26 protein-coding genes are annotated in these 21,483 nt (G+C 60.8%); 16 read left to right on the forward strand and 10 right to left on the reverse strand.

Going from position 1 to position 21,483, the window contains the following annotated elements; all coding sequences use genetic code 11:
• The first annotated feature begins 4 nt into the window (after nt 1-4).
• The 3 genes from ACFOGH_RS18755 to ACFOGH_RS18765 all read left to right on the forward strand — a co-directional run bounded on the left by ACFOGH_RS18755 (nt 5) and on the right by ACFOGH_RS18765 (nt 3,327).
• Nucleotides 5-2,350 (forward strand): aldehyde dehydrogenase family protein, encoded by a 2,346-nt coding sequence (locus tag ACFOGH_RS18755; RefSeq protein WP_380074701.1) that lies wholly within the window; start codon nt 5-7, stop codon nt 2,348-2,350.
• Nucleotides 2,351-2,518: 168 nt separating this feature from the next.
• Nucleotides 2,519-2,929: a large conductance mechanosensitive channel protein MscL gene (gene mscL, locus ACFOGH_RS18760; protein WP_380074702.1), complete on the forward strand. Its 411-nt coding sequence runs from the start codon at nt 2,519-2,521 to the stop codon at nt 2,927-2,929.
• An 80-nt stretch (nt 2,930-3,009) separates the two neighbouring features.
• Complete coding sequence (locus ACFOGH_RS18765) at nt 3,010-3,327, forward strand: hypothetical protein (protein ID WP_380074703.1); 318 nt, start codon at nt 3,010-3,012, stop codon at nt 3,325-3,327.
• A 93-nt stretch (nt 3,328-3,420) separates the two neighbouring features.
• Here the strand turns inward: ACFOGH_RS18765 and ald are convergent, their stop codons facing one another.
• Nucleotides 3,421-4,539: an alanine dehydrogenase gene (gene ald, locus ACFOGH_RS18770; protein ID WP_380074704.1), complete on the reverse strand. Its 1,119-nt coding sequence runs from the start codon at nt 4,537-4,539 to the stop codon at nt 3,421-3,423.
• A gap of 141 nt (nt 4,540-4,680) precedes the next feature.
• Between ald and ACFOGH_RS18775 the strand changes: the two genes are divergently transcribed.
• Genes ACFOGH_RS18775 through ACFOGH_RS18790 form a run of 4 tightly spaced genes read left to right on the forward strand, consistent with a single transcriptional unit; the run spans nt 4,681 to nt 6,680 of the window.
• On the forward strand, nt 4,681-5,145 hold the full coding sequence (locus ACFOGH_RS18775; RefSeq protein WP_380074705.1) for an Lrp/AsnC family transcriptional regulator: 465 nt from the start codon (nt 4,681-4,683) through the stop codon (nt 5,143-5,145).
• A gap of 41 nt (nt 5,146-5,186) precedes the next feature.
• Nucleotides 5,187-5,531 (forward strand): ArsR/SmtB family transcription factor, encoded by a 345-nt coding sequence (locus tag ACFOGH_RS18780; protein WP_380074706.1) that lies wholly within the window; start codon nt 5,187-5,189, stop codon nt 5,529-5,531.
• Between the two features lie 7 nt (nt 5,532-5,538).
• A complete protein-coding gene (locus tag ACFOGH_RS18785; RefSeq protein ID WP_380074707.1) occupies nt 5,539-6,030 on the forward strand; it encodes an arsenate reductase ArsC in 492 nt (163 codons plus the stop codon).
• Nucleotides 6,027-6,680, forward strand: coding sequence for an aquaporin (locus ACFOGH_RS18790; RefSeq protein ID WP_380074708.1), 654 nt, complete (start codon nt 6,027-6,029; stop codon nt 6,678-6,680). The genes ACFOGH_RS18785 and ACFOGH_RS18790 overlap by 4 nt, the downstream gene beginning before the upstream one ends.
• On the opposite strand, the gene ACFOGH_RS18795 is transcribed toward ACFOGH_RS18790, so the two are convergent.
• Both ACFOGH_RS18795 and rpsU read right to left on the reverse strand, forming a co-directional pair.
• The gene (locus tag ACFOGH_RS18795) at nt 6,677-7,483 is read right to left on the reverse strand and encodes a transglutaminase-like domain-containing protein (protein ID WP_380074709.1); all 807 of its coding nucleotides are present in this window, start codon (nt 7,481-7,483) and stop codon (nt 6,677-6,679) included. The two genes, ACFOGH_RS18790 and ACFOGH_RS18795, sit on opposite strands and share 4 nt — an antisense overlap.
• 229 nt (nt 7,484-7,712) lie before the next feature.
• Nucleotides 7,713-7,919, reverse strand: coding sequence for a 30S ribosomal protein S21 (rpsU, locus tag ACFOGH_RS18800; RefSeq protein WP_054008279.1), 207 nt, complete (start codon nt 7,917-7,919; stop codon nt 7,713-7,715).
• A gap of 107 nt (nt 7,920-8,026) precedes the next feature.
• On the opposite strand from rpsU, the gene ACFOGH_RS18805 reads away from it, so the two are divergent.
• Both ACFOGH_RS18805 and ACFOGH_RS18810 read left to right on the forward strand, forming a co-directional pair.
• Nucleotides 8,027-8,713 carry a COQ9 family protein gene (locus tag ACFOGH_RS18805; RefSeq protein ID WP_380074710.1) on the forward strand — a complete coding sequence of 229 codons (687 nt, stop codon included), beginning with the start codon at nt 8,027-8,029 and terminating at the stop codon, nt 8,711-8,713.
• Nucleotides 8,714-8,725: 12 nt separating this feature from the next.
• A complete protein-coding gene (locus tag ACFOGH_RS18810) occupies nt 8,726-9,718 on the forward strand; it encodes an NAD(P)H-quinone oxidoreductase (protein ID WP_380074711.1) in 993 nt (330 codons plus the stop codon).
• A gap of 90 nt (nt 9,719-9,808) precedes the next feature.
• Here the strand turns inward: ACFOGH_RS18810 and ACFOGH_RS18815 are convergent, their stop codons facing one another.
• A complete protein-coding gene (locus ACFOGH_RS18815) occupies nt 9,809-10,627 on the reverse strand; it encodes a sulfotransferase family protein (protein ID WP_380074712.1) in 819 nt (272 codons plus the stop codon).
• A gap of 138 nt (nt 10,628-10,765) precedes the next feature.
• Here ACFOGH_RS18815 and ACFOGH_RS18820 point away from each other — a divergent pair, with 138 nt between their 5' ends.
• The 3 genes from ACFOGH_RS18820 to ACFOGH_RS18830 all read left to right on the forward strand — a co-directional run bounded on the left by ACFOGH_RS18820 (nt 10,766) and on the right by ACFOGH_RS18830 (nt 13,329).
• Nucleotides 10,766-12,343 (forward strand): DUF5928 domain-containing protein, encoded by a 1,578-nt coding sequence (locus ACFOGH_RS18820; protein ID WP_380074713.1) that lies wholly within the window; start codon nt 10,766-10,768, stop codon nt 12,341-12,343.
• A gap of 3 nt (nt 12,344-12,346) precedes the next feature.
• The gene (locus tag ACFOGH_RS18825) at nt 12,347-12,715 is read left to right on the forward strand and encodes an HIT domain-containing protein (protein ID WP_380074714.1); all 369 of its coding nucleotides are present in this window, start codon (nt 12,347-12,349) and stop codon (nt 12,713-12,715) included.
• A 152-nt stretch (nt 12,716-12,867) separates the two neighbouring features.
• The gene (locus ACFOGH_RS18830) at nt 12,868-13,329 is read left to right on the forward strand and encodes a DUF1203 domain-containing protein (RefSeq protein WP_380074715.1); all 462 of its coding nucleotides are present in this window, start codon (nt 12,868-12,870) and stop codon (nt 13,327-13,329) included.
• Nucleotides 13,330-13,339: 10 nt separating this feature from the next.
• Here ACFOGH_RS18830 and ACFOGH_RS18835 read toward each other — a convergent pair whose 3' ends face one another.
• The 5 genes from ACFOGH_RS18835 to ACFOGH_RS18855 all read right to left on the reverse strand — a co-directional run bounded on the left by ACFOGH_RS18835 (nt 13,340) and on the right by ACFOGH_RS18855 (nt 18,379).
• Nucleotides 13,340-13,906, reverse strand: coding sequence for a YdeI/OmpD-associated family protein (locus ACFOGH_RS18835; protein ID WP_380074716.1), 567 nt, complete (start codon nt 13,904-13,906; stop codon nt 13,340-13,342).
• Entirely contained in the window at nt 13,899-14,261 is a 363-nt protein-coding gene (locus ACFOGH_RS18840) for an MmcQ/YjbR family DNA-binding protein (RefSeq protein WP_380074717.1), read from the reverse strand. The genes ACFOGH_RS18835 and ACFOGH_RS18840 overlap by 8 nt, the downstream gene beginning before the upstream one ends.
• Before the next feature lie 115 nt (nt 14,262-14,376).
• Nucleotides 14,377-17,172: a DNA polymerase I gene (gene polA / locus ACFOGH_RS18845; RefSeq protein WP_380074718.1), complete on the reverse strand. Its 2,796-nt coding sequence runs from the start codon at nt 17,170-17,172 to the stop codon at nt 14,377-14,379.
• 335 nt (nt 17,173-17,507) lie between these two features.
• Entirely contained in the window at nt 17,508-18,182 is a 675-nt protein-coding gene (locus ACFOGH_RS18850) for a TIGR02117 family protein (protein WP_380074719.1), read from the reverse strand.
• 11 nt (nt 18,183-18,193) lie between these two features.
• Nucleotides 18,194-18,379, reverse strand: a complete 186-nt coding sequence (locus tag ACFOGH_RS18855; protein WP_380074720.1) for a zinc-finger domain-containing protein — start codon at nt 18,377-18,379, stop codon at nt 18,194-18,196.
• Between the two features lie 350 nt (nt 18,380-18,729).
• Here ACFOGH_RS18855 and ACFOGH_RS18860 point away from each other — a divergent pair, with 350 nt between their 5' ends.
• The gene (locus ACFOGH_RS18860) at nt 18,730-19,338 is read left to right on the forward strand and encodes a LolA family protein (protein WP_380074721.1); all 609 of its coding nucleotides are present in this window, start codon (nt 18,730-18,732) and stop codon (nt 19,336-19,338) included.
• Nucleotides 19,339-19,351: 13 nt separating this feature from the next.
• On the opposite strand, the gene ACFOGH_RS18865 is transcribed toward ACFOGH_RS18860, so the two are convergent.
• Nucleotides 19,352-19,930, reverse strand: coding sequence for a transglycosylase SLT domain-containing protein (locus ACFOGH_RS18865; protein ID WP_380074723.1), 579 nt, complete (start codon nt 19,928-19,930; stop codon nt 19,352-19,354).
• A 242-nt stretch (nt 19,931-20,172) separates the two neighbouring features.
• Between ACFOGH_RS18865 and hspQ the strand changes: the two genes are divergently transcribed.
• The 3 genes from hspQ (at nt 20,173) to ACFOGH_RS18880 (ending at nt 21,377) form a co-directional block, all read left to right on the forward strand.
• Entirely contained in the window at nt 20,173-20,499 is a 327-nt protein-coding gene (gene hspQ, locus ACFOGH_RS18870) for a heat shock protein HspQ (RefSeq protein ID WP_380074724.1), read from the forward strand.
• Nucleotides 20,500-20,584: 85 nt separating this feature from the next.
• On the forward strand, nt 20,585-20,920 hold the full coding sequence (locus ACFOGH_RS18875; protein ID WP_380074725.1) for an STAS domain-containing protein: 336 nt from the start codon (nt 20,585-20,587) through the stop codon (nt 20,918-20,920).
• A gap of 4 nt (nt 20,921-20,924) precedes the next feature.
• The gene (locus ACFOGH_RS18880; protein ID WP_380074726.1) at nt 20,925-21,377 is read left to right on the forward strand and encodes an ATP-binding protein; all 453 of its coding nucleotides are present in this window, start codon (nt 20,925-20,927) and stop codon (nt 21,375-21,377) included.
• The last annotated feature ends 106 nt before the right edge of the window (nt 21,378-21,483 follow it).

Here is a 21,483-nt window from a genome sequence, read left to right on the forward strand (position 1 = left end):
AGCCATGACCACCCCTTCCGTTCGCGAGATCTTTGACAGCATGGCTTACGGCCCCGCCCCGGAAAGCAATGCCGAGGTGCTGGCATGGCTTTCCAAGCATAAATCCTTTGGCCACTGGATCGACGGCGCGTTCACCAAACCGGGCCAGACGTTTGAGACGCGCAACCCCGCCACCGCCAAGCCGCTGGCACTTGTCACCCAAGGCAGCGCCGCCGATGTCGATGCCGCCGTCAAGGCTGCACGCCGCGCGCAGGGAAAGTGGGGCAAATTGCCCGGTCACGCGCGGGCGAAATATCTCTATGCGTTGGCGCGGTTGGTGCAGAAACACGCGCGCCTGTTTGCGGTGCTGGAAAGCATGGACAACGGCAAGCCGATCCGCGAATCCCGCGACATCGACATTCCGCTGGTGGCGCGGCATTTCTATTATCACGCAGGCCTTGCGCAACTGATCGACGACGAGCTGCCGGGGCAGACTGCCCTTGGCGTGTGCGGCGCAGTGATCCCATGGAACTTCCCGCTGCTGATGCTGGCGTGGAAGGTGGCCCCGGCGCTGGCGGCGGGCAATACCGTGGTGCTGAAACCCGCCGAATACACCCCGCTGACCGCCCTGCTGTTTGCCGAGATCAGCCGCGAGGCTGGGCTGCCCAAGGGCGTGTTGAACATCGTCACCGGCGATGGCGACACCGGGGCGGCGCTGGTCAACCATGCCGATGTGAACAAGATCGCCTTCACCGGATCGACCGCCGTGGGGCGCAAGATACGCATGGCCACCGCTGGCAGCGGCAAGGCGCTGACGTTGGAGTTGGGGGGCAAATCGCCCTACATCGTGTTCGAGGATGCCGATATCGATTCTGCCATCGAAGGCTTGGTCGATGCGATCTGGTTCAATCAGGGCCAAGTCTGCTGCGCTGGCAGCCGCCTTCTTGTGCAGGAAGGCATCGCGGATCGCTTTTACGAAAAGCTGAAACGCCGGATGGATGGGCTGCGGATGGGCGATCCGCTGGACAAGTGCATCGACGTCGGCGCGATCGTCGATCCGGTGCAACTGGCCACCATTCGCGGGCTGGTCGACAGCAATACCGAAGGCGAGACCTATCACGCCGCCTGTGACGTGCCCGAGGGGTGTTATTACCCGCCCACCTTGATCACAGGGCTATCTGCCGCCTCGACCCTGATGCAGGAAGAAATCTTTGGCCCGGTTCTGGTCGGCATGACGTTCCGCACCCCTGCCGAGGCGGTCGAGCTTGCCAACAACACCCGCTACGGCCTTGCGGCGACGATCTGGTCTGAGAATGTGAACCTCGCGCTGGATGTGGCCCCCAAGATCAAGGCGGGGGTGGTTTGGGTTAATGCCACCAACCTGTTCGATGCGGCGGCCGGTTTCGGCGGCGTGCGTGAAAGTGGCTTTGGCCGCGAGGGCGGATGGGAGGGGCTGATGGCTTACCTGAAGCCGATCCGCGTCAGCAAGGCACTGGCGCAGGTCAAACCGCTTGCCGCCCCGGCTGTCATCGAAGCCTCGGGCATCGACCGCACCGCGAAGCTGTTCATTGCGGGCAAACAGGCCCGCCCGGATGGCGGCTATTCGCTTCCCATTTGGTCGCCGAAGGGCAAGCTGCTGGGCCACGCAGGGCTTGGCAACCGCAAGGATATCCGCAACGCGGTTGAAGCTGCCCATGCGGCGAAGGGATGGGCGAAAACTACTGCCCATGCGCGCGCGCAGATCCTGTATTATATCGCCGAGAACCTCTCGGCCCGCGCTGGGGAGTTTGCAGGCCGCCTGCGTGATCTGACCGGAAAATCTGGCGAGGCCGAGGTGGAGGCCACGATTGCGCGGCTGTTCACCTATGCCGCTTGGGCTGACAAATTCGATGGCGCGGTGAAATCGGTGCCGCTGCGCGGTGTGGCCTTGGCGATGAACGAGCCTTGCGGCGTGATCGGCGCGCTGTGCCCGGATGATGCGCCGCTGCTGGGCCTGATCTCGGTGATGGCGCCGGCGATTGCGATGGGCAACACCTGCGTGCTGATCCCGTCAGAGCCTTTCCCGCTGGCGGCGACTGATTTCTATCAGGTGCTGGAAACATCCGACCTTCCTGCGGGTGTGGTCAATATCGTCACCGGCAGCCATGCCGAATTGGCCAAACCGCTGGCAGGGCATCTGGATGTCGATGCGGTCTGGAGCTTTTCATCAACGCCGCTTTCGGCACTGATCGAGAAGGAAGCCGCCGGGAACATCAAGCGCACTTGGGTCAACAATGGTCAGGCGCGCGATTGGCTGGCCGCGTCCGACAGCCACGCATTCCTGCGCGCGGCGACCGAGGTGAAAACCATCTGGGTGCCGTATGGTGAATGAATCCGCATCAATCCGGGGTAAATCCCGCGAATCGCGTGGAATTGTTCACGCCGCGTGAAAAATTCCCCCTGACTTGGGTGAAAAACCTGTGGCATAGTTCGCGCGTTATGCGCCAGTCGCGGGCATCACATCACGCCAAAACGGCGGATTCAAAGAGGGAACAGACAAGTGATCAACGAATTCAAAGCCTTCATCATGCGGGGCAATGTGGTGGACCTCGCGGTAGGTATCATCATCGGCGCTGCATTCACTGCTATCGTCACCAGCCTTGTGGGCGATCTGATCAACCCGGTGATCGGTCTGATCCTGGGTGGCGTGAACTTCTCGGACATGTTCATCGACCTGTCGGGCACCAACCCGTCGTCGCTGCAAGTCGCCAAAGACACCGGGGCTGCGGTGTTTGCCTATGGTGCCTTCATCACCGCGTTGATCAACTTCCTGATCATCGCGTTCGTGGTGTTCCTGCTGGTCAAGGCGATGAACAAACTGATGCCGAAAAAAGTCGAAACCCCGGCCCCGGCTGGTCCGTCCGAATTGGACGTGCTGAAAGAGATCCTGACCACTCTGCGCAGCAAATAAGCCGCGCAAGGGGCAAGAAATCCTGCTGCCGCGTTGGTCAACGGCGCGGCAGTGGGCATGGTCGCAGGCAAGGGGGCCAGATGAAGATTACCTGCGCTTGCGGTGCGATCATCGTGGATCAAAGCGATGATCTGCCGCACAAGGCTCATATCATCGGCGACAAGGATTATCTGGATTTTCTCGGCCGCATTGACGCGGCGATTGAAGATAGCAGTGCCGATAAAGCGCGGATCGCGATGCAGGTCAGGCGCGGCGAACCCAGTCGGCTGGGATGGGAGTGTGTCGCATGTGGCAGGCTTTATCTGAACGATGCCAGTAACAATCTGGTGGCCTATCTTCCCGAAAATCGCCAAGCCAACCGGATCTTTGATCGCCCCCGCAACAGTCGCAAAGACTAGTGCCCGCCACCCTCCAGTTTAACCGAACCGACGCAAAGCCACCCCGGCAGGCGTTTGCGGCGGGCTCGATGCCCGCCGCGAACGCACATGGTTTCAGATCGTCAGGGCTTCCGCGCCGGTGATGCTGGGCAGGCCCAAAGCCTCGCCCACCGCCGCATAGGTCAGCTTGCCCGCGTGGACGTTCAGCCCCGCCAGCAGGTGCTTGTCCTCGGCGCAAGCCCGCTTCCAGCCCTTGTTTGCCAAAGCCATCATGAACGGCAGCGTCGCATTGCCCAAGGCCTGCGTCGAAGTGCGCGCCACCGCCCCCGGCATGTTGGCGACGCAATAGTGCATGATGCCGTCGACCTCATAGATCGGGTCCTGGTGCGTGGTGGCGCGGCTGGTCTCAAAGCAACCACCCTGATCAATCGCCACATCGACCAGCGCCGCACCCGGCTTCAACTCGGCCAGTTGCGCGCGGCTGATCAGTTTCGGGGCCGCAGCACCGGGGATCAGCACTGCGCCGATGATCAGATCGGCTTGGCGCGCCAGTTCAATCGTCGTCGCCGCATCGGCATAGCCGCATTTGAACTGCCCACCGAACACGTCATCGAGATAGCGCAGGCGGTTGATCGAACGATCCAGCACGGTCACATCCGCGCCCATCCCTGCCGCGATCTTGCCCGCATGGGTGCCGACCACGCCGCCGCCGATCACCAGCACTTTGGCGGGCAGCACGCCCGGCACGCCGCCCATCAACACGCCGCGCCCGCCATTGGCCTTTTGCAGCGTCCATGCGCCAACCTGCGGTGCCAACCGCCCCGCCACTTCCGACATCGGCGCCAGCAGCGGCAGCCCGCCGCGATCATCGGTCACAGTCTCATAAGCGATGCAGGTGGCCCCGCTGGCCAGCAGATCGCGAGTCTGATCCGGGTCGGGGGCCAGATGCAGATAGGTGAACAGCACCTGCCCCGCGCGCAGCATCGCACGCTCTACCGGCTGCGGCTCTTTCACCTTCACCACCATATCGGCGGCTGCAAAAACCTCAGCGGCAGTGCCGACAATCGCGGCCCCTGCCGCGATGTAATCAGCATCGGTAAAGCCAGCACCCACCCCTGCGCCGGTCTGGATCATCACGGCATGACCCGCAAGCACGGCTTCACGCGCCGCGTTCGGGGTCATGCCAACGCGAAATTCTTGCGGTTTGATCTCTTTCGGACATCCGATCTTCATGCGCTCTCTCCCTGATCGCAAAATCTGTTGATGCCTCAGCTTGAACCCGAACCATTGCAAATGCTTTGAAACTTTAATGACATCATGCCGCATCCTTGATAGATTCTGCGAAGAAATGCCGCCCTAGGAAAGATTTCCACCATGCCCGCCGAACTGGACGCCACCGACCGCCGTATCTTAGGCGTGCTGCAAAAGGATGGCCGCATCACCAATGCCGATCTGTCGGAACGGGTGAACCTATCGCCTTCGGCCTGCCATCGCCGGGTGCAACTGCTGGAGGAAGCGGGTTATATCGACGGCTATGTCGCCCTGCTGAACACCCGCCGTATGGGCAAACCGACGACGGTTTTCGTCGAGATCACCCTGCAAAGCCAAGCCGAAGACCTGCTCGACGCCTTTGAGCGTGAGGTCGCCAAGGTGCCCGATATTCTGGAATGTCACCTGATGGCGGGCACAGCCGATTACCTGATCAAGATCATGGCCGAGGATACCGAGGATTTCGCGCGCATCCACCGCCAGCACCTGTCGCGCCTGCCCGGCGTGCGGCAAATGCAATCGAGTTTCGCCCTGCGCACCGTGGTCAAAACCACCGCGCTGGCGGTCTGAACGTCACAGAGGCGTTACATCGCGTCGATATTTCCAGAATCATGGAAATGTCGAACGCCCTCTCTGCCTTTCAAGCCCTTGGCCAGCCTTCGCGGTTGGCGGTGTTCCGGTTGCTGGTGCAAGCGGGGCCGACAGGTCTGCCCGCCGGAGAGATCGCCCGCCAGCTTGATCTGCGCGCCAACACGCTGTCCAGCCAACTGGCAATCCTGCAAGCGGCGGGCCTGATCCGGCCCAGCCGCGACGGGCGATCCATCATCTACAGCGCCGATATGGCGGCGCTGCGGGGCCTGCTGACCTGGCTTTTGCAAGATTGCTGCGGTGGCGCGCCCGAACTTTGCGCCCCGGTGCTGGATCAGATCGCCTGCCTGAAAACCCCCTGTTGTTGAGGATAAAATGAGCCAGCCCTGGAATGTGCTGATCCTGTGCACCGGCAACTCTGCCCGCTCGATCCTGGCCGAGGCGGTGATGAACCGCGAAGGCCACGGCCTGTTTCGGGCCTATTCGGCAGGCTCGAAACCCACGGGCACGCCGAACCGCCATGCTATTGCGTTGCTGGAGCGTGAGGGTTTTGACATCAGCTTTGCGCGGTCAAAAAGCTGGGATGAGTTCACCGGGCCAGATGCCCCGCAGCTCGATTTCGTGTTCACCGTTTGCGACAATGCGGCGGCAGAGGAATGTCCCTATTGGTCGGGCAGCCCTGTCACAGCACACTGGGGCCTGCCTGATCCGGCGCTTGCAACCGGGAATGACGCCGAAATCGCGCTGGCTTTCGCCGAGACCTATCGCGCGTTGACGCGCCGGGTGCAGGCTTTTGCGGCTTTGCCCATCGCCACGCTGGACGCGATGACGCTGAAGGCCAAGCTGACCGAGATCGGCAAGGCATGACCCTGCGCCGCCTGACGTCCGAGGCTTTGGGCACCGCGCTGCTTGTCACGGCAGTTGTCGGGTCGGGCATCATGGCGGATCGGTTGACCGATGACGTAGCCCTTGCCCTGCTGGCCAATACCGTGGCCACCGGGGCGGCGCTGATCATGCTGATCACCACCTTCGCCCCGGTTTCAGGCGCGCATTTCAACCCGGTTGTGACGCTGGTTTTCACACTCCAGCGCGCGATTTCGGCAAGGCTGGCGGTGGGTTACGTTGTGGCGCAATGCTTGGGCGGCATCGTGGGCACGCTTGCGGCGCATGTCATGTTCGAGTTGCCGCTGCTGCAAATCTCGGAAACCGCGCGCAGCGGGGCTGGGCAATGGGTGGCCGAAACCATCGCGAGTTTTGGCCTGATCCTGTGCATTTTCGGCGCGATCAACGCCCGCGCCAATATCGCCACCACGGTCGCCGCCTATATCACTGCCGCCTATTGGTTCACCGCTTCGACCAGCTTTGCCAACCCCGCCGTGGCTTTGGCGCGCAGCCTGACCAATACGTTCGCAGGCATCCGCCCCGCCGATTTGCCGGGCTATTGGGCGGCAGAGGTGGCGGGAGCGTTGGTTGCAGCAGCGTTCAGCGCATGGCTGTTCAAACCGACAGCGCGTTAAGATTTCACCTCATCCGCCCAGACGGTGAATTTCTGCAACAGATGCGGGCCAAAGGAATGGATCAGCGGCACATCCGCCGCATCGCGCCCATAAGCCACCTCTACCCGGCCAATGCGCGGTACGTTGTTGCGCGGATCAAACGTGCGCCAAGCGCCATCCAGATACACCTGCATCCAGGCACAAAAATCCATCGGCCCGGTGATCGGCACACCAATGTCGGGGATATAGCCGTTCACATACCGGGTCGGAATGTTCATGCAGCGGCACAGCGCCACCGCCAGATGCGCGAAATCGCGGCACACCCCGGTCTGTTCTTGCCACGCCTCATAGGCGGTGCGGGTGAAGCGGGCGTTCTGATAGTCAAAGCGGATGTGGTTATGCACATAGTCGCAAATCGCCTGCACCTGAGCCCAGCCGGGGGCGATATGGCCGAACATATCCCAAGCGATCTGGCTCAGGCGATCAGTCTCGCAATAGCGGCTGCCCAACAGATAGATCAGCACGTCATCGGGCAGATCGGCAATCGGTGTGGCCTGCAACCACGGCATCACCGGATCGGGCAGACCGCTGAGTTCGATCGTGCAATCGCTGTGCACGCTGAACGGCCCTGCGGGCGCAACCATCCGACGACAGGTGTTGCCAAACAGATCACGATAAAGCGTTGTGGGCACCTCGGGCTGGGTTCCCATCGCCGATTGCAGTCGAAGGTTCTCGCGCAGTTCGTCGCGCACCGACATCATGCAAATCATTGGCGTGTCTTGCCCACATGAAACCGTAATGTCGTAGCCAAACCGCATAAGCATAGACAGCCCTTTCGCTGTGATCGTTTCCAGCTAAACGCCGCTGTCCGCTTTCGGTTGCCACATTGCTGCGCCATCACGCAGTAACGGCCTGAATATCGTTTTTCGCAATAATTCTGGGCAGATTGCCGCAAAGATCATCGCAAAGAAAAACCCCCGGCCTTGTGGGTCGGGGGTCAATCGGGGTGGGCATCGCTGCCCCAGTGTCGCTAACGTAGCTGCAATCCGAAGATTACATCCCGCCTTCGCGCTGAAGCTTCTTCCGGGCGAGCTTGCGCGCACGGCGCACGGCTTCGGCGGATTCGCGAGCTTTCTTGACGGAGGGTTTCTCGAAATGCTGTTTGAGTTTCATTTCGCGGAACACGCCTTCGCGCTGAAGCTTCTTCTTGAGGGCGCGGAGCGCTTGCTCAACGTTATTATCGCGGACGCTGACCTGCATGTGGTTGTCACCACCTTCCTAAGTTAGAGTTGCACTGAATGTGCAGGCTTGGCGCGCATAGCAAAGCCGGGCCGCTTTGTCTACGGTGTGCAGGGAAGGGGACCGTAATGGATCAGGAAAACAGCATGGACGCCGCCAAAAGCCTTATTCTGCAAGCCGCCCTGCCCCATGCGGCGTTTGACGGCTGGTCAGAGACGACCCTGCTGGCCGCCCAAGCTGATTCGGGCCTGGCCCCCGCATTGACCCGTGCGTTGTTCCCGCGCGGCGGCATTGATCTGGCCGTCGCCTATCACCAACAGGGCGACCGCGCGATGGCCGAGGCGCTTGCCGCCACCGATCTGACCGCCCTGCGCTATACCGACCGCGTGGCGCTGGCGGTGAAGCTGCGGCTGACCGGGGCCGACAAGGAACTGGTGCGGCGCGGCACCACGCTGTTCAGCCTGCCACACCATGCGCCCGAGGGTGCCAAGCTGATCTGGTCCACCGCCGATGCGATCTGGACAGCGCTTGGCGATACCTCGACCGATATCAACTGGTATTCCAAACGCGCCACTTTGGCCGCGGTTTACAGTGCCACCGTGCTGTTCTGGCTGGGCGATCAATCCGACGACAACGCCGACACCTGGGCCTTCCTTGACCGCCGCCTTGGCAATGTGATGCAGTTTGAAAAGGCCAAGGCCGCGCTGGCCAACAATCCGGTGGCCAAGGCGCTGTTTGCCGGCCCCGGCAAACTGCTGTCGCGGATCACCGCCCCTGCGGCCCGGCACGATCTGCCCGGCCGAACCAAACTCTGAAAGGCCCGACCCATGACACTTGCCTCCTCGATGCTGGCGATGGAAATCTCTGCCCCCGGTGGTCCGGATGTGCTGAAGCCCGTCTCGGTGCCAGTGCCAGTGCCGGGGCATGGCCAGATCATCATTCATCTGGCCTATACCGGCGTGAACCGCCCCGACGCGCTGCAACGTGCAGGCTCTTACGCGCCGCCCGCCTCTGCATCGCCGCTGCCGGGGTTGGAGGGGGCTGGCACGGTGGTGGCGATGGGGCCGGGGGTGACGCGCTGGCAAATCGGCGACAAGGTGTGCGCCCTGCTGCCCGGTGGCGGCTATGCCGAATACGCCGCCTGTAACGAGGCCCATGCTTTGCCGATCCCGACAGGTCTTAGCTTGCGCGAAGCCGCTTGCCTGCCGGAAACCTGTTTCACCGTCTGGTCGAACATCGTGATGCGCGGCAAGCTCAAGGCGGGCGAGCGGTTTCTGGTGCATGGCGGCTCATCAGGCATCGGCACGACGGCGGTGCAGATCGCCAGCGCCTTGGGTGCCCGCGTCTTTGCCACCGCTGGCAGCGACGAGAAATGCCGCGCGGTTGAGGCTTTGGGGGCCGAGACCTGCTTTAACTACAAGACCGCCGATTTCAGCGAAGAGGCCAAGAAACTCGGCGGCTTCGATCTGATCCTCGATATGGTCGGCGGCCCCTACCTGCCGCGCAACGTGCGCGCGCTGGCCGATGATGGCCGCCTTGTGCAGATCGCCTTCCTGCAAGGCCCGAAGGTCGAGTTGAACTTTGCCGAGATGATGATGCGCCGCCTGACGCTGACCGGATCAACCCTGCGCCCGCAGTCCGATGCCGCCAAGGCCACCATCGCGGAACAGGTGGAAAGCCACGTCTGGCCGATGATCGCCCAAGGCAAGTTCCGCGTGGTGGTCGACAGCGAATACCCTCTGACCGAAGCCCCCGCTGCGCATTGGCGGATGGAAAGCTCGGGCCATATCGGCAAGATCGTGATGAAAGTGCCAGAGTAGACCCAGACAATTTATCTAAAACTTGCCTTCATCTTGGCGAAAATACTCCACGGGGGTCTGGGGGTGTGAAACCCCCAGCCTTGGCCTGCCTCAATCGCCCAGCTTGGCGTGAACCTCATCCAGATCAATCTCACCAATCGGCATCTTGTTGCCCGGATTGTCGAAATCGTATTTGAACAGCTGGAAATCGCGCTTGTAGATTTCCCAGATCAGATGCCGCGACAGATCGTCAAAGTAATCCTCAACCGGGTGCAAGCGTTTGGGGCCATGGCCTTCGCTTTCATTGAATTTCGGGATCTTCTTCAGATCAACCTTATGTTTTACCTTGATTTTCTTCAGAACCGCGCCCATGCCTTCATCGAATTTCTCGGTGAAGAAAATCTTGTCATAGCGCCCGCCGTTGACGATATAGGTCGAGACATGCCCCGCCATCGCCGACCAGTGAATGTCAGGCTCCATCGGTTTTTTGAAGCGGATGGTGTCGCGGGCAAACAGCAGAAAGCGGCGGAAGCTTTCGATCTGGTCGAACTCGGCCTTGCCGTCATCGCCGCCAACCTGCACACCGTATTTCTGCACCAACAGCGGCACCAGATTGCCGCGATAGCGCTTGCCGTTGCGCTGAATGCCGCAAATCTTATCGAAAAAGGATGACAGAATCCGCGTGTAGGGGTTGCGCACGCAGGTGAATGCGTAAGACTTGTGCAGCTTGACGTTGCGCTCGATCAACGGCTGGCTCGCCTCAATCGCCCATTTGTGCATGCCGCCGGTTGCGTCATGAATGTCGCCGTCAAAAAACTTGCCATGATCCGAGTAGAACATGATCTGTCCGATGGTCGAACAGGCGCATTTCGGCACCACCCGGTACACCACCGATTCCGACTCTGTCATCCAGGTACCAGGAAAACCCATCCGCACACTCCCCATCGTCTGCGCCAAAGTGGCACAAACTCAATCCAGCACAAAAAAGCAAACAAACTCTGTCTTTTCAACGTGTCTTCAAGGTATTTAGGGAAACAATGATGCGTTCAAGGGTTTAATGTTCACCAGATGGCCAAAATCGCCTACATCCTGCTCTGCCACAAAGATCCCGAAGGGATCATCGCTCAGGCCCAACGCCTGACAGCGGTGGGGGATTATGTCGCCATTCACTTTGATGGCCGCGCCAAGCCGTCGGATTTCGAAAAAATCCGCTCGGTGCTGACCGCCAACCCGAATGTCACCTTCACCAAACGCCGCGCCAAATGCGGCTGGGGCGAATGGTCATTGGTCGAAGCCACGCTGATGGCGGTGGAAGCCGCCGTCGATGCCTTCCCGCGGGCGACGCATTTCTACATGCTGTCGGGCGACTGCATGCCGATCAAATCCGCTGAATTCGCGCATAAGTTTCTGGACCGCGAAGAGGTCGATTACATTGAAAGTTTTGATTATTTCAACTCGGACTGGATCAAGACCGGCATCAAGGAAGAACGTCTGATCTACCGGCACTACTTCAATGAACGCACCCACAAGAAGCTGTTTTACGCCTCGATGAAGTGGCAAGACAAACTGGGTCTGACCCGCAAAGTGCCCGCCGACATCGCCATGCAGATCGGCAGCCAATGGTGGTGCCTGCGCCGCCGCACCGTTGAATCCGTGCTGGATTTCACCAAGAAGCGCCGCGACGTGATGCGGTTTTTCCGCACCACCTGGATCCCGGACGAGACGTTCTTTCAAACCATCGTCCGCCACCTGATCCCGGAACACGAGCTGCGCACCCGCACGCTGACCTTCCTGATGTTCACCGATTACGGCATGCCGGTGACGTTCTATAACGACAATTACGACCTGCTGATCAGCCAGGATTACCTGTTCGCCCGCAAGATCAGCCCGGATGCGAAAGACCTGAAAGAGCGGCTTGGCAAGCTTTACGCCGCCAAGGGTGTGCGCTTTTCGATCTCGAACGAGGGCCGCAGCCTGTTCAAGTTCATCTCGGGCCGGGGTCGGGTGGGCCGCCGTTTCGCGCCGCGGTTCTGGGAAACCGAAAGCTCGCTGGGCCGTCACCGCACGCTGATGATGGTGACGTGCAAGAAATGGCACGTCGCGAAACGCTTGGTCGAACGTGTGCGCCAAGTCACCAACCTGCCCGCGCTGGACTATCTGTTCAACGAAGCCTCCACCCCGCTGCCCGATCTTGGCGGGATCCAATCGACGCTGGAAAAGCGCACCCGCCACCGCCGCGCGCTGATGCGGGTGCTGTTCGACTACTGGCAGACCGATCAGCTTGTGGTCTGCATCGACCCATCGAATGTCGATCTGATGCAGGATTTCTACAACGACAAGGCCAAGGTCCGCCTGCTGGAAATCGAATGCGACTTCACAGATGATTACCTGATCGGCCATGCCAAGCGCGTGGGTCTTGCCAGCGATTCCACGCCAAAAGACACGATTGAGCGGCTGCTGCCGACCATCCGCTATGATGTGAAGTTTGAGGGCGACCGCATCCGCGACGCCGGTTTCCCCAACCTGCTGCGCGTGCGCCAAAGTGCCAGCATCGACGAAAACACCGTGCCTCTGGCCGAGTTTCTGGATATATCGCCCGAGAAGGCGCGCGAAATCGCTGCCACCGAATATCTGTTTGTGGATTGACCCATGCCCTATGCCTACGACCCTCAGAACGTCTTTGCCCGCATCCTGCGCGGTGAAATTCCGAACAAAACCGTGCTGGAAACCGAGCATACGCTGGCCTTCCACGATATCGCCCCACATGCCCCGGTGCATGTGCTGGTGATCCCGAAAGGCCCCTACGCGACGTTCGATCACTTCGCGGCTAAGGCATCCGCTGAGGAAATCCTCGACTTCCACCGCGCCTGTGCCAAGGTGTGCGAGATTGTCGGCGTCGCCCCCGGCCAAGGCTACCGCGCCATCACCAACGCGGGCGCACATGGCATGCAGGAAGTGCCGCATTACCACCTGCATATTTTGGGCGGCAAGGTGATGGGGCCGCTGATCCAGCGTTAAGGCGGATTGGTTTTCTGCAAGAGCATCAGCATTTTCCCAATCTGAGTGGCGGCTTGGCTATCAGCCTAAAGTCAAATCTTTAACCGCAGGTTTCGGGTCGCTTGGCAGCCTGTAAATCGGCATTTTGGCGCAACCGCAACCCAGAGGCCGCCATGATCCACTTCACCCCAATCCCCACCGCAATCGCCCGCGCCTATCAATCCGGCGCCCCCGACGCCAACGGTCAGACGCCCGAGCGGCATATCTCGGATGGCCCCGGCACCCCGTGCCGCCATTGCCTGCAAAACATCCCCAAGGGCGCGGCCATGTTGATCCTCGCGCACCGCCCCTTCCCCAGCCCGCAGCCCTATGCCGAACTTGGCCCGATCTTCCTCTGCGCCGATCCATGCGAGGCGGGTGGCGGCGCGGAACTCCCCGAAATCCTCGCCTCGCCCGAATACATCATCCGCGCCTACACGCCCGACAACCGCATCCTTTACGGCACCGGCGCTGTCGTCCCCACCGCTACGATCCCGGCAGAGGCCGAGGCCCGCCTCAGCGATCCGCGCGTCGCCTATGTCCACATCCGTTCTGCCCGCAACAACTGCTATCAGGTGCGGATCGACCGCAGCTAACCTGCTGGCGTCAATGCAAAGTCTCGCCCCGTGCCAACATCGCCACATATTCGGCGATCCGCTTGGCGCGGATTTCCGGGCGCTTGGCTGTGGTCAGCCGATAGTAGATCGCGTAACGATTGCGCCCGTTCAGCCCCTCATATTCGTCGCGTGCCGCCTGCGGCCCTTCGGCCAGCGCTAGCAAAAAATCCTCTGGCATTTCTGCGGTCCGGCTGCCCGCATAGGCGCTTTCCCAGCGGCCATTGGCTTGGGCGACCGCCACATGCGCCAGCCCCGCAGGCCGCATCCGACCCTCGGCGATCAGTTTTTCCGCATGGGCACGGTTTGTCCGGCTCCACGCTGATCCCGGCTTGCGCGGGGTAAAGCGCTGCGCCCATTCGGTTTCCGAAACAGATTTCTTCACGCCGTCAATCCAGCCCCAAGCCAGCGCCTCGATCACCGCCTGCCCCCAATCAATTGACGGAATGCCCGAGCTTTTCTTGTAAATCCGCAGCCAAACCTCGGTGGAACTGGCGTGATGATCGGCCAGCCAAGCCGCCCAATCTTCCGGCGTGGCAAATGCAATGGCATCAATCATGGCGTGCGTCCCAATCCTTCAAAAACCGCTTGGGTGCTGCATCGCGCCACTGCTGCACCAACCGCGCGCGTGCCCAAGCCGGCTCAATCCGCCCGGCGCGCACCAGAACCAGATGATACGGCGCATAATGCGGATGCAGAAAGAACGTCTCAGGGTCCGCCGCCATCAACATTTCGCGCTCATCGAGCGAGGCTTTGAACACCGCACCATCCTCGTAATACGACCAATAACACCACATCTTGCCAAAGGCCTTCAGCGCCTCATGCCCCCAAGGCGTCGCATGGGTGATTTCCGGCAAGCCCAGTGCCAAAGCAAAAGCCTTCAACTCTGCCCAATCCCGGATCACCTTGGTCATCCTCTCTGCCCAAATATCCTCGGGGTCTGGGGGGCGAGCCCCCCAGCCTTAACCTGCACACCGCCTATCAACAGCCAAGGGGGCCTGGGGGTTGGTAAACCCCCAGCCGTCAAGGCTAATGCGCCGCAGCCCAGGTCGCCCCCACGCCCGCCTCGACCGTCAGCGGCACCTTCAGATGCACGGCAGGATGCGAGGCCCCCTCCATCACATCCTTGGCGACCTTGATCAGCGCCTCGACAGCGGCTTCCTCGACCTCGAACAGCAATTCATCATGCACCTGCAACAGCATCTTCGCGGGCAGGTCTGCAATCGCCGCCGGCATACGGATCATCGCACGCCGGATCACATCGGCGGCGGTGCCTTGGATCGGCGCGTTGATCGCCGCCCGCTTGGCAAAGCCCGCGCCCGGCCCTTTGGCGTTGATCTCGGGAGTATGGATCTTGCGGCCGAACAGGGTCTGCACAAAGCCATTCTTCTGCGCGAAGGCCACGGTATCCGACATGTATTCCTTGATGCCGGGAAACCGCTCGAAATAGCGGTCAATGAAGCCCTGCGCTTCGGCGCGCGGAATCCGCAAGTTCCGCGCCAGACCAAAGCCGGAAATCCCGTAGATCACCCCAAAGTTGATCGCCTTGGCACGGCGGCGGATATCGCTGGTCATCTCGGCCAGCGGCACGTTGAACATCTCACTCGCGGTCAGCGCGTGAATATCAATGCCATCCTTGAACGCCTGTTGCAGCGACGGAATTTCCGCCACATGCGCCAGAATCCGCAACTCGATCTGGCTATAGTCCAGCGACACCAAGACCTTGCCCTTCGGCGCCACAAACGCCTCACGAATCCGCCGCCCCTCCTCGGACCGGATCGGGATGTTCTGCAGGTTCGGGTCGGTCGAGGCCAAGCGCCCCGTCACCGCCCCGGTGATCGAATAGCTGGTATGCACCCGGCCCGTGTCGGGGTTGATGTGGTCCTGCAAGGCATCAGTATAGGTCGATTTCAGCTTGGATAGCTGCCGCCAATCCAGCACCAACCCCGGCAGCTTGTGCTCGGTCGCCAGATCCTCCAACACATCCGCCCCGGTGGCATAGGCCCCGGTCTTGCCCTTCTCGCCGCCGGGCAAAGCCAACTTGTCGAACAGGATTTCGCCCAATTGCTTGGGGCTGCCCACATTGAACGGCACCCCGGCCACCTCTTGAATCTCGGCCTCCAACCCCGCCATCTTTTGCGCGAAGGCGTTCGACATGCGGGAAAGCGTATCGCGGTCCACCTGCACGCCCGCCATCTCCATCCGCGCCAAGACCGGCACCAAGGGCCGCTCCAGCGTTTCATACACCGTCGTTACCCGCGCCCGATGCAGTTGCGGCTTGAACAACTGCCACAGCCGCAGCGTCACATCGGCATCCTCGGCGGCATATTTCACCGCATCGTCGATCCCCACCCGATCAAAGGTGATCTGCGCCTTGCCCGACCCGAGCAGGCTTTTGATCGGGATGCAGGTATGGCCGAGGTATTTCTCGGACAAAGCATCCATGCCATGCCCGTTCAGCCCGGCCTGCATCGCCGAAGACATCAGCATCGTGTCGTCCAGCGGCGCAATCTCCACCCCATACCGCGCGAAAATCTTCCAGTCATATTTCATGTTCTGGCCGATCTTCAGGATCGCCGCATCCTCCAGCACCGGCTTCAGCGCCGCCAGCACGTCATCGAGCGGCAACTGACCCGCCACAAGTTCTGATGACCCGAACAGATCGCCGCCGCCCTGCTTATGCCCCAGCGGAATGTAGGCCGCTTGGCCTGCATCGACGCACAGCGAAATCCCCACCAGTTCGGCCAGCATCTCGTTCAGGCTGGTGGTTTCGGTATCCACCGCCACATGCCCCACCTCGGTGATCCGCGCGATCCAGCGATCAAGCGCGGCCATCGTGTCGATCTTCTCATAGCCCGCCACATCGAACGGCAGTTGCTCGGCCTGTGGCGCATCCTCGGCTTCGGGCACATTGACCGCCGCAGCCACCGGAGCCGCCACTTTCAGCCGTTCTGACACGCGCTTGGTCAGCGTGGTGAATTCCATCTCGTGCAGGAAAGCCATCACCGGCTCGGCCTCGACCGGCTTCACCTCCAGCGCGTCAAGGCTGACATCCAGCGGCATGTCATCGTCCAGTTGCACCAAGCGCTTTGAGATGCGGATCAATTCGGCATTGTCCACCAAAGCCTCGCGCCGCTTGGGTTGCTTGATCTCGCCCGCCCGCGCCAGCAGAGTTTCCAGATCGCCATATTCCTCGATCAGCAGCGCCGCCGTCTTGATGCCGATCCCCGGCGCGCCCGGCACGTTATCGACCGAATCCCCGGCCAAAGCCTGCACATCAACCACGCGGTTCGGCTTGACGCCGAATTTCTCAATCACCTCGTCCACGCCAAGGCGCTTGTTTTTCATCGGATCGAGCATGTCGACGCCATCGCCGACCAACTGCATCAGATCCTTGTCCGAGGAAATGATCGTCACCGTGCCCCCGGCTTCCCGCGCGCGGCGGGCGAAGGTGGCGATGATATCGTCGGCCTCATAGCCGTCCTGCTCGATACAGGCGACGTTGAAAGCGGTGGTGGCCTTGCGGGTGTAGATGAACTGCGGCCGCAAATCCTCGGGCAATTCCGGGCGGTTGGCCTTGTATTGATCGTAGATTGCATTGCGGAAGGTGATCGAGCCTGCGTCGAAAATCACCGCCAGATGGGTGGGCGCGGTTTCCTTGCGGGTGGCGGTCAACTCGCTCCACAGCAAGTTGCAGAACCCCGCCACAGCGCCCACTGGCATGCCATCGGATTTGCGCGTCAGCGGTGGCAGCGCGTGATAGGCACGGAAGATGAAGGCCGAGCCGTCGATCAGATGCAGGTGATTGCCCTTGCCGAATGCCATGATCGTCGTGCCCCTCTACTGCTACCAGCGGCCAGTATTGCCATGAAGCGGCGGGGCGATCCAGCCTAGATGCCAGCGCGTCCACATCGGATGTGTCCAAGGGATAAGTCGAGCAACGTTTGCAATCTGGCAGATTTGTCCCGCGACAAATCTGCCCGCGCCTGCCTGCCCCCGGCAGGCGCGTTACCGCGCCCGCCAGTCAGGCGCGGGCAGATTTCCATGCCTCAGAGTGCGGCCCCACTCCCCTTGCGCAACGGCCTTCAGCCTTTTGTGCAATTCGCCGAAAAACTCTGCCCCGCAGAGTTTTCTCTCGGCTCAGCCGCGCGTTTCAACTTTCACCCCACATGCCAACGCAGCGCCATCTCCACCGCCTGCGGCGTCGGCGTCCATATCCCGAACGGCACGCCAGCGTCGCGCAACACCTCACCCAGCCAGGCATTGCAGGGATGGAAGATGTTGAAGTGCCCCTTCGCCTCGAAAAAGGCATCGTGGTCGTTGAAATGCGCCGCCAAGGGCAGCGCCGCCCCGGTCTGATCGCGCTGAAAATCCGCCGCCAACCGCGCCAGCAAGGCGGCATATTGCGGCTCGGACAAAGTCAGATACTGGATGCCATCGACACCCGAGACATCCCCCGCCACATCCAGATGCAGCACCGCCTGATCGCCAGTGATCGCGGTGAAAACGGCCCCCGGCTTCATATCGGCATAGCTGCCCGCCGAGGTGTAAAACGCCTGCGACCCCCAGCCCACCAACAGCCATTCCGCCTGCGGTGCCGAAATGGGCACGCCTGCGCCTTCGGCAAAACCAAACTGCGCCCGCACCTCGGGCGACATCGGCAACAGGAAATCATAGTGGATGGGTGCCCGCGCCAGACCAATCAGCACATCGGTGCCGGCGGCCAAATCCGCATGTTTGCCGGTGATAGCGGCCCCGACAAAACCCGCCGCGACATACACCAGCGGCAGGCAGATGACAGCGGTGATCGCCCGCAGCAAAATCCGGGCGCGCAAAGGCTCAGGCCTTAGTGATCGTCATGAGCATGGGCGCGGTCGATCTCAAAGCGTTTGTCGCAATAGCCGCATTCGACAAAGCCGGTATCCTCGGGGATGGTCAGCCAGACACGCGGATGCCCCAATGCACCCTCACCACCGTCGCAGGCGATTTTCCAATGGGTGACAACTTGCGTTTCCGGGGCTTTGATCGACATGGCGCGTCCTGAAATAAGGTCGGGGGCTTTGGGTTGGCGGCATTGTAACCGCTGTGGCCCCACGGGCAAGGGCTGCGTGGGTTGAAACTGCGGAACGCTCCGCGGGGAGTATTTTTGCCAAGATGAAGCGCAAAGGCCTTCACATTGGCCCAAATACTCCCGCCGGAGGCTTCGACGCTGATGCCGGGCGCAGGTTAACAGCCATTAACCATACCAGCGTTCGCCACAATGTTTCCCTTATAAAACAATGGTCCCGAGTTGGGACCAGTCACAAAGCCGCTCTCGGCACCTCTCCGCCAAGTGAATGCAAAGGGGGTGCAGGCGGGGGCGGGCTGGCCTATATAGGGGGGATGAAAAAGCTTCGCCTCCTCCTCGCCCCGCTCGCCCTGATGGCTTTGGTTGCCCCTGCCTGGGCCGATAAAATCTCGCTGAACGATTTGTCGGCCTATCTCAACAGCCTTGGCACCGTTGAGACCGAGTTCACCCAAGTGAACGCCGACGGCTCTATCGCCACCGGCAAGCTGATCATCAAGCGCCCCGGCCGGGTGCGGTTTGAATACGCCCCGCCCGATAAATCGCTGGTGCTTGCCTCGAGCGGCAACGTGGCGATTTTCGATGCCAAGTCCAACCAGGCGCCCGAGCAATACCCGCTGAAGCGCACGCCGCTGAACCTGATCCTTGCCGCCAACGTCAACCTTGGCAGCGCCAAGACCGTGGTTTCCCACACCGAGGAAAAGAACACCACGCAGGTGGTGGCCCAAGACCCGCAGCACCCCGAATACGGCCAGATCGCGCTGGTGTTCACCGCCAAACCAACCACGCTGCGGCAATGGGTGATCACCGATGATCTGGGTCAGCAAACCACGGTGATCCTGGGTGATCTGAGAACCGGCGGCAATTACAGCGCCAGCTTGTTCAACATCACCGACGAGATCGAGCGCCGCGGCGGCAGTCGATGATCAAGGTCGCTGATCAGCGACAATATTCCAACTGGCCGCGATACATCTCTGACCGCCGCCCGATCGCGGCGGCGACATCCACCAGCCATGGCTTTTCGAGATAGGACTGATTGGCATAGCCGGTGCGACCCTCGTGATAGGCCAGATACTGCGCCTCGGCATCGTTCAGCGAAATGCCCAGACGCTCACTGCTCTGGCTCATATACCAGCCCATGAAATCGGTGGCATCGCTGATCCGGTCACGCTTGGCACCGCGGCGACGCTGTTCTTTCTGATACTCATCCCAAGTGCCATCCAGCGCCTGACTGTAGCCATAGGCCGAGGATTGCCGCCCCATCGGGATCACCCCCAGCGCAAACTGATGCGGGGTGCGGGCGTTGCCGATGAATTTCGATTCCTGATAGATCGCGGCCATCTGCACATGCACCGGCACGCCCCATTTCCGCTCGGTCGCGCGCATCGCGCTGAAATAGGCCGGACGCTGCCGCACAATAGCGCAGGCGTCATCCATGTTTTTAGGCGCCGTCGAGTTTCCACCCCCGCAAGATGCAAGGGCCAACAACAGGATCGACGCGCGGAGAAGTCTGCTCATTCGCCCCTCGCGTTCTTATTTTGCCGCCAGAATACGAGAAAAATCTTGTGGATGAAATGGGCATGTCTGCGTTTTCACATGACAATCCCGTGCAAATCGGGCTTTCGGCGGCTTTTCGGATGGGCGAGGTGCCGCTCAACTGGGCGTCTGACCAACACAGACTGTTTCCCCTCGGGCGTGCCTGTGGAATGGACACCGCCTGCGCAACCGATTACTAACCCTGTATGGGGAGCAAACACGCGATGCTGAAGACGGCGGCCAAATATCACATCGGTCAGGTGCTTCGCCATCGCAAGCACCCATTTCGTGGCGTGGTCTTCGATGTGGATGCGATGTTTTCCAACACCGAAGAATGGTATCACGCCATCCCGGAAGATGCCCGCCCGTCGCGCGATCAGCCGTTTTATCATCTGCTGGCCGAAAACGATCAAAGCTATTACGTGGCCTATGTGTCCGAGCAAAATCTGGTGCCGGATGAAACAGGCGAGCCGATCACGCATCCCGATCTGCCGGATCTGTTCGGCGATTTTGAGAATGGCCGATATCCGCTGCAATTTCAGCTGAATTAATTCTGCTGCCCAGTCTGGCGCTTACGTCTCGGTAACTTCTTGCGCCTAACCTGACCCCAGTTTTCCAACAAAAGGGGCCAGGCAGATGGAGCTTGTGGCAGAACAACGTGGCGAAATGATTGTGGTCAGCGCCTTGGGCGACCGGATCGACGCTGCGGGGGCGATCCAGTTCAAGGATCGGATGCGCGAATTGACGCAGATGCCGTCATCGCGGGTGGTGCTGGATATGTCGCGGGTGGCATTTCTTGACAGTTCGGGCCTTGGCGCGGTGGTGGCGGTGATGAAAGCCTTGGGGCCAGAGCGCAAGCTTGAACTTTCCGGGCTGACGGCCACGGTGCAAAAGGTGTTCCGCCTGACCCGCATGGACAGTATTTTCACCATTCATGATCACCTTCCCGACGGATTGCGGCAGGTGGGGTAGGTCGATGCAGGTCAAAGCAGGCGACCTCTCTTCGTCGATCCGGTTGACGATACCGGGGCGGGCAACGGCGGTGCGAGATGGGCTGCGCGCCCTGCTCGACACGCTTTTGCTGCGCAGCTTGCCAGAAGATGGGCGCGGCACAGCGGAAATCGTGCTGTCCGAGGCGTTGAACAACATTGTCGAACATGCCTATGCGCATCACGATGGGGAAATCGAAATCTCACTGCAGCTGCGGCACAACGAGTTGCTGTGCCAGATTTCCGACACCGGGCTGCCGATGCCGGACGGTCAGTTGCCCGCAGGCGTGCTGGCGCCGCTGGGCGCTTTCGATGATCTGCCCGAGGGCGGCTTTGGCTGGCATTTGATTCGCAGCCTGTCAAAAGACCTCAGCTATCATCGTGACGGCGGGCGCAATCTGCTCAGCTTCCGATTAGACACGCAACAATCGCCAGCATGATCCCCGATTGTGTTAACTTCGTCAGAACTGCCACCTATTTGCCGAAATTTCCCCCTAAAACAGCCCCGCGCAATACTGATATTCAAGGGGTAGCTGCATAAAGCTT

This window comes from Cypionkella sinensis, from assembly GCF_042646385.1.
Lineage (GTDB): Bacteria > Pseudomonadota > Alphaproteobacteria > Rhodobacterales > Rhodobacteraceae > Cypionkella > Cypionkella sinensis.

Excerpts from the sequence above, each read along its gene's own strand:
- ACFOGH_RS18755 (WP_380074701.1), top strand. The coding sequence starts at position 5 with ATGACCACCCCTTCCGTTCGCGAGATCTTTGACAGCATGGCTTACGGC.
- ACFOGH_RS18765 (WP_380074703.1), top strand. The coding sequence starts at position 3,010 with ATGAAGATTACCTGCGCTTGCGGTGCGATCATCGTGGATCAAAGCGAT.
- ald (WP_380074704.1), bottom strand. The coding sequence starts at position 4,539 with ATGAAGATCGGATGTCCGAAAGAGATCAAACCGCAAGAATTTCGCGTT.
- ACFOGH_RS18775 (WP_380074705.1), top strand. The coding sequence starts at position 4,681 with ATGCCCGCCGAACTGGACGCCACCGACCGCCGTATCTTAGGCGTGCTG.
- ACFOGH_RS18780 (WP_380074706.1), top strand. The coding sequence starts at position 5,187 with ATGGAAATGTCGAACGCCCTCTCTGCCTTTCAAGCCCTTGGCCAGCCT.
- ACFOGH_RS18785 (WP_380074707.1), top strand. The coding sequence starts at position 5,539 with ATGAGCCAGCCCTGGAATGTGCTGATCCTGTGCACCGGCAACTCTGCC.
- ACFOGH_RS18790 (WP_380074708.1), top strand. The coding sequence starts at position 6,027 with ATGACCCTGCGCCGCCTGACGTCCGAGGCTTTGGGCACCGCGCTGCTT.
- ACFOGH_RS18795 (WP_380074709.1), bottom strand. The coding sequence starts at position 7,483 with ATGCTTATGCGGTTTGGCTACGACATTACGGTTTCATGTGGGCAAGAC.
- rpsU (WP_054008279.1), bottom strand. The coding sequence starts at position 7,919 with ATGCAGGTCAGCGTCCGCGATAATAACGTTGAGCAAGCGCTCCGCGCC.
- ACFOGH_RS18805 (WP_380074710.1), top strand. The coding sequence starts at position 8,027 with ATGGATCAGGAAAACAGCATGGACGCCGCCAAAAGCCTTATTCTGCAA.
- ACFOGH_RS18810 (WP_380074711.1), top strand. The coding sequence starts at position 8,726 with ATGACACTTGCCTCCTCGATGCTGGCGATGGAAATCTCTGCCCCCGGT.
- ACFOGH_RS18815 (WP_380074712.1), bottom strand. The coding sequence starts at position 10,627 with ATGGGTTTTCCTGGTACCTGGATGACAGAGTCGGAATCGGTGGTGTAC.
- ACFOGH_RS18820 (WP_380074713.1), top strand. The coding sequence starts at position 10,766 with ATGGCCAAAATCGCCTACATCCTGCTCTGCCACAAAGATCCCGAAGGG.
- ACFOGH_RS18825 (WP_380074714.1), top strand. The coding sequence starts at position 12,347 with ATGCCCTATGCCTACGACCCTCAGAACGTCTTTGCCCGCATCCTGCGC.
- ACFOGH_RS18830 (WP_380074715.1), top strand. The coding sequence starts at position 12,868 with ATGATCCACTTCACCCCAATCCCCACCGCAATCGCCCGCGCCTATCAA.
- ACFOGH_RS18835 (WP_380074716.1), bottom strand. The coding sequence starts at position 13,906 with ATGATTGATGCCATTGCATTTGCCACGCCGGAAGATTGGGCGGCTTGG.
- ACFOGH_RS18840 (WP_380074717.1), bottom strand. The coding sequence starts at position 14,261 with ATGACCAAGGTGATCCGGGATTGGGCAGAGTTGAAGGCTTTTGCTTTG.
- polA (WP_380074718.1), bottom strand. The coding sequence starts at position 17,172 with ATGGCATTCGGCAAGGGCAATCACCTGCATCTGATCGACGGCTCGGCC.
- ACFOGH_RS18855 (WP_380074720.1), bottom strand. The coding sequence starts at position 18,379 with ATGTCGATCAAAGCCCCGGAAACGCAAGTTGTCACCCATTGGAAAATC.
- ACFOGH_RS18860 (WP_380074721.1), top strand. The coding sequence starts at position 18,730 with ATGAAAAAGCTTCGCCTCCTCCTCGCCCCGCTCGCCCTGATGGCTTTG.
- ACFOGH_RS18865 (WP_380074723.1), bottom strand. The coding sequence starts at position 19,930 with ATGAGCAGACTTCTCCGCGCGTCGATCCTGTTGTTGGCCCTTGCATCT.
- hspQ (WP_380074724.1), top strand. The coding sequence starts at position 20,173 with ATGCTGAAGACGGCGGCCAAATATCACATCGGTCAGGTGCTTCGCCAT.
- ACFOGH_RS18875 (WP_380074725.1), top strand. The coding sequence starts at position 20,585 with ATGGAGCTTGTGGCAGAACAACGTGGCGAAATGATTGTGGTCAGCGCC.
- ACFOGH_RS18880 (WP_380074726.1), top strand. The coding sequence starts at position 20,925 with ATGCAGGTCAAAGCAGGCGACCTCTCTTCGTCGATCCGGTTGACGATA.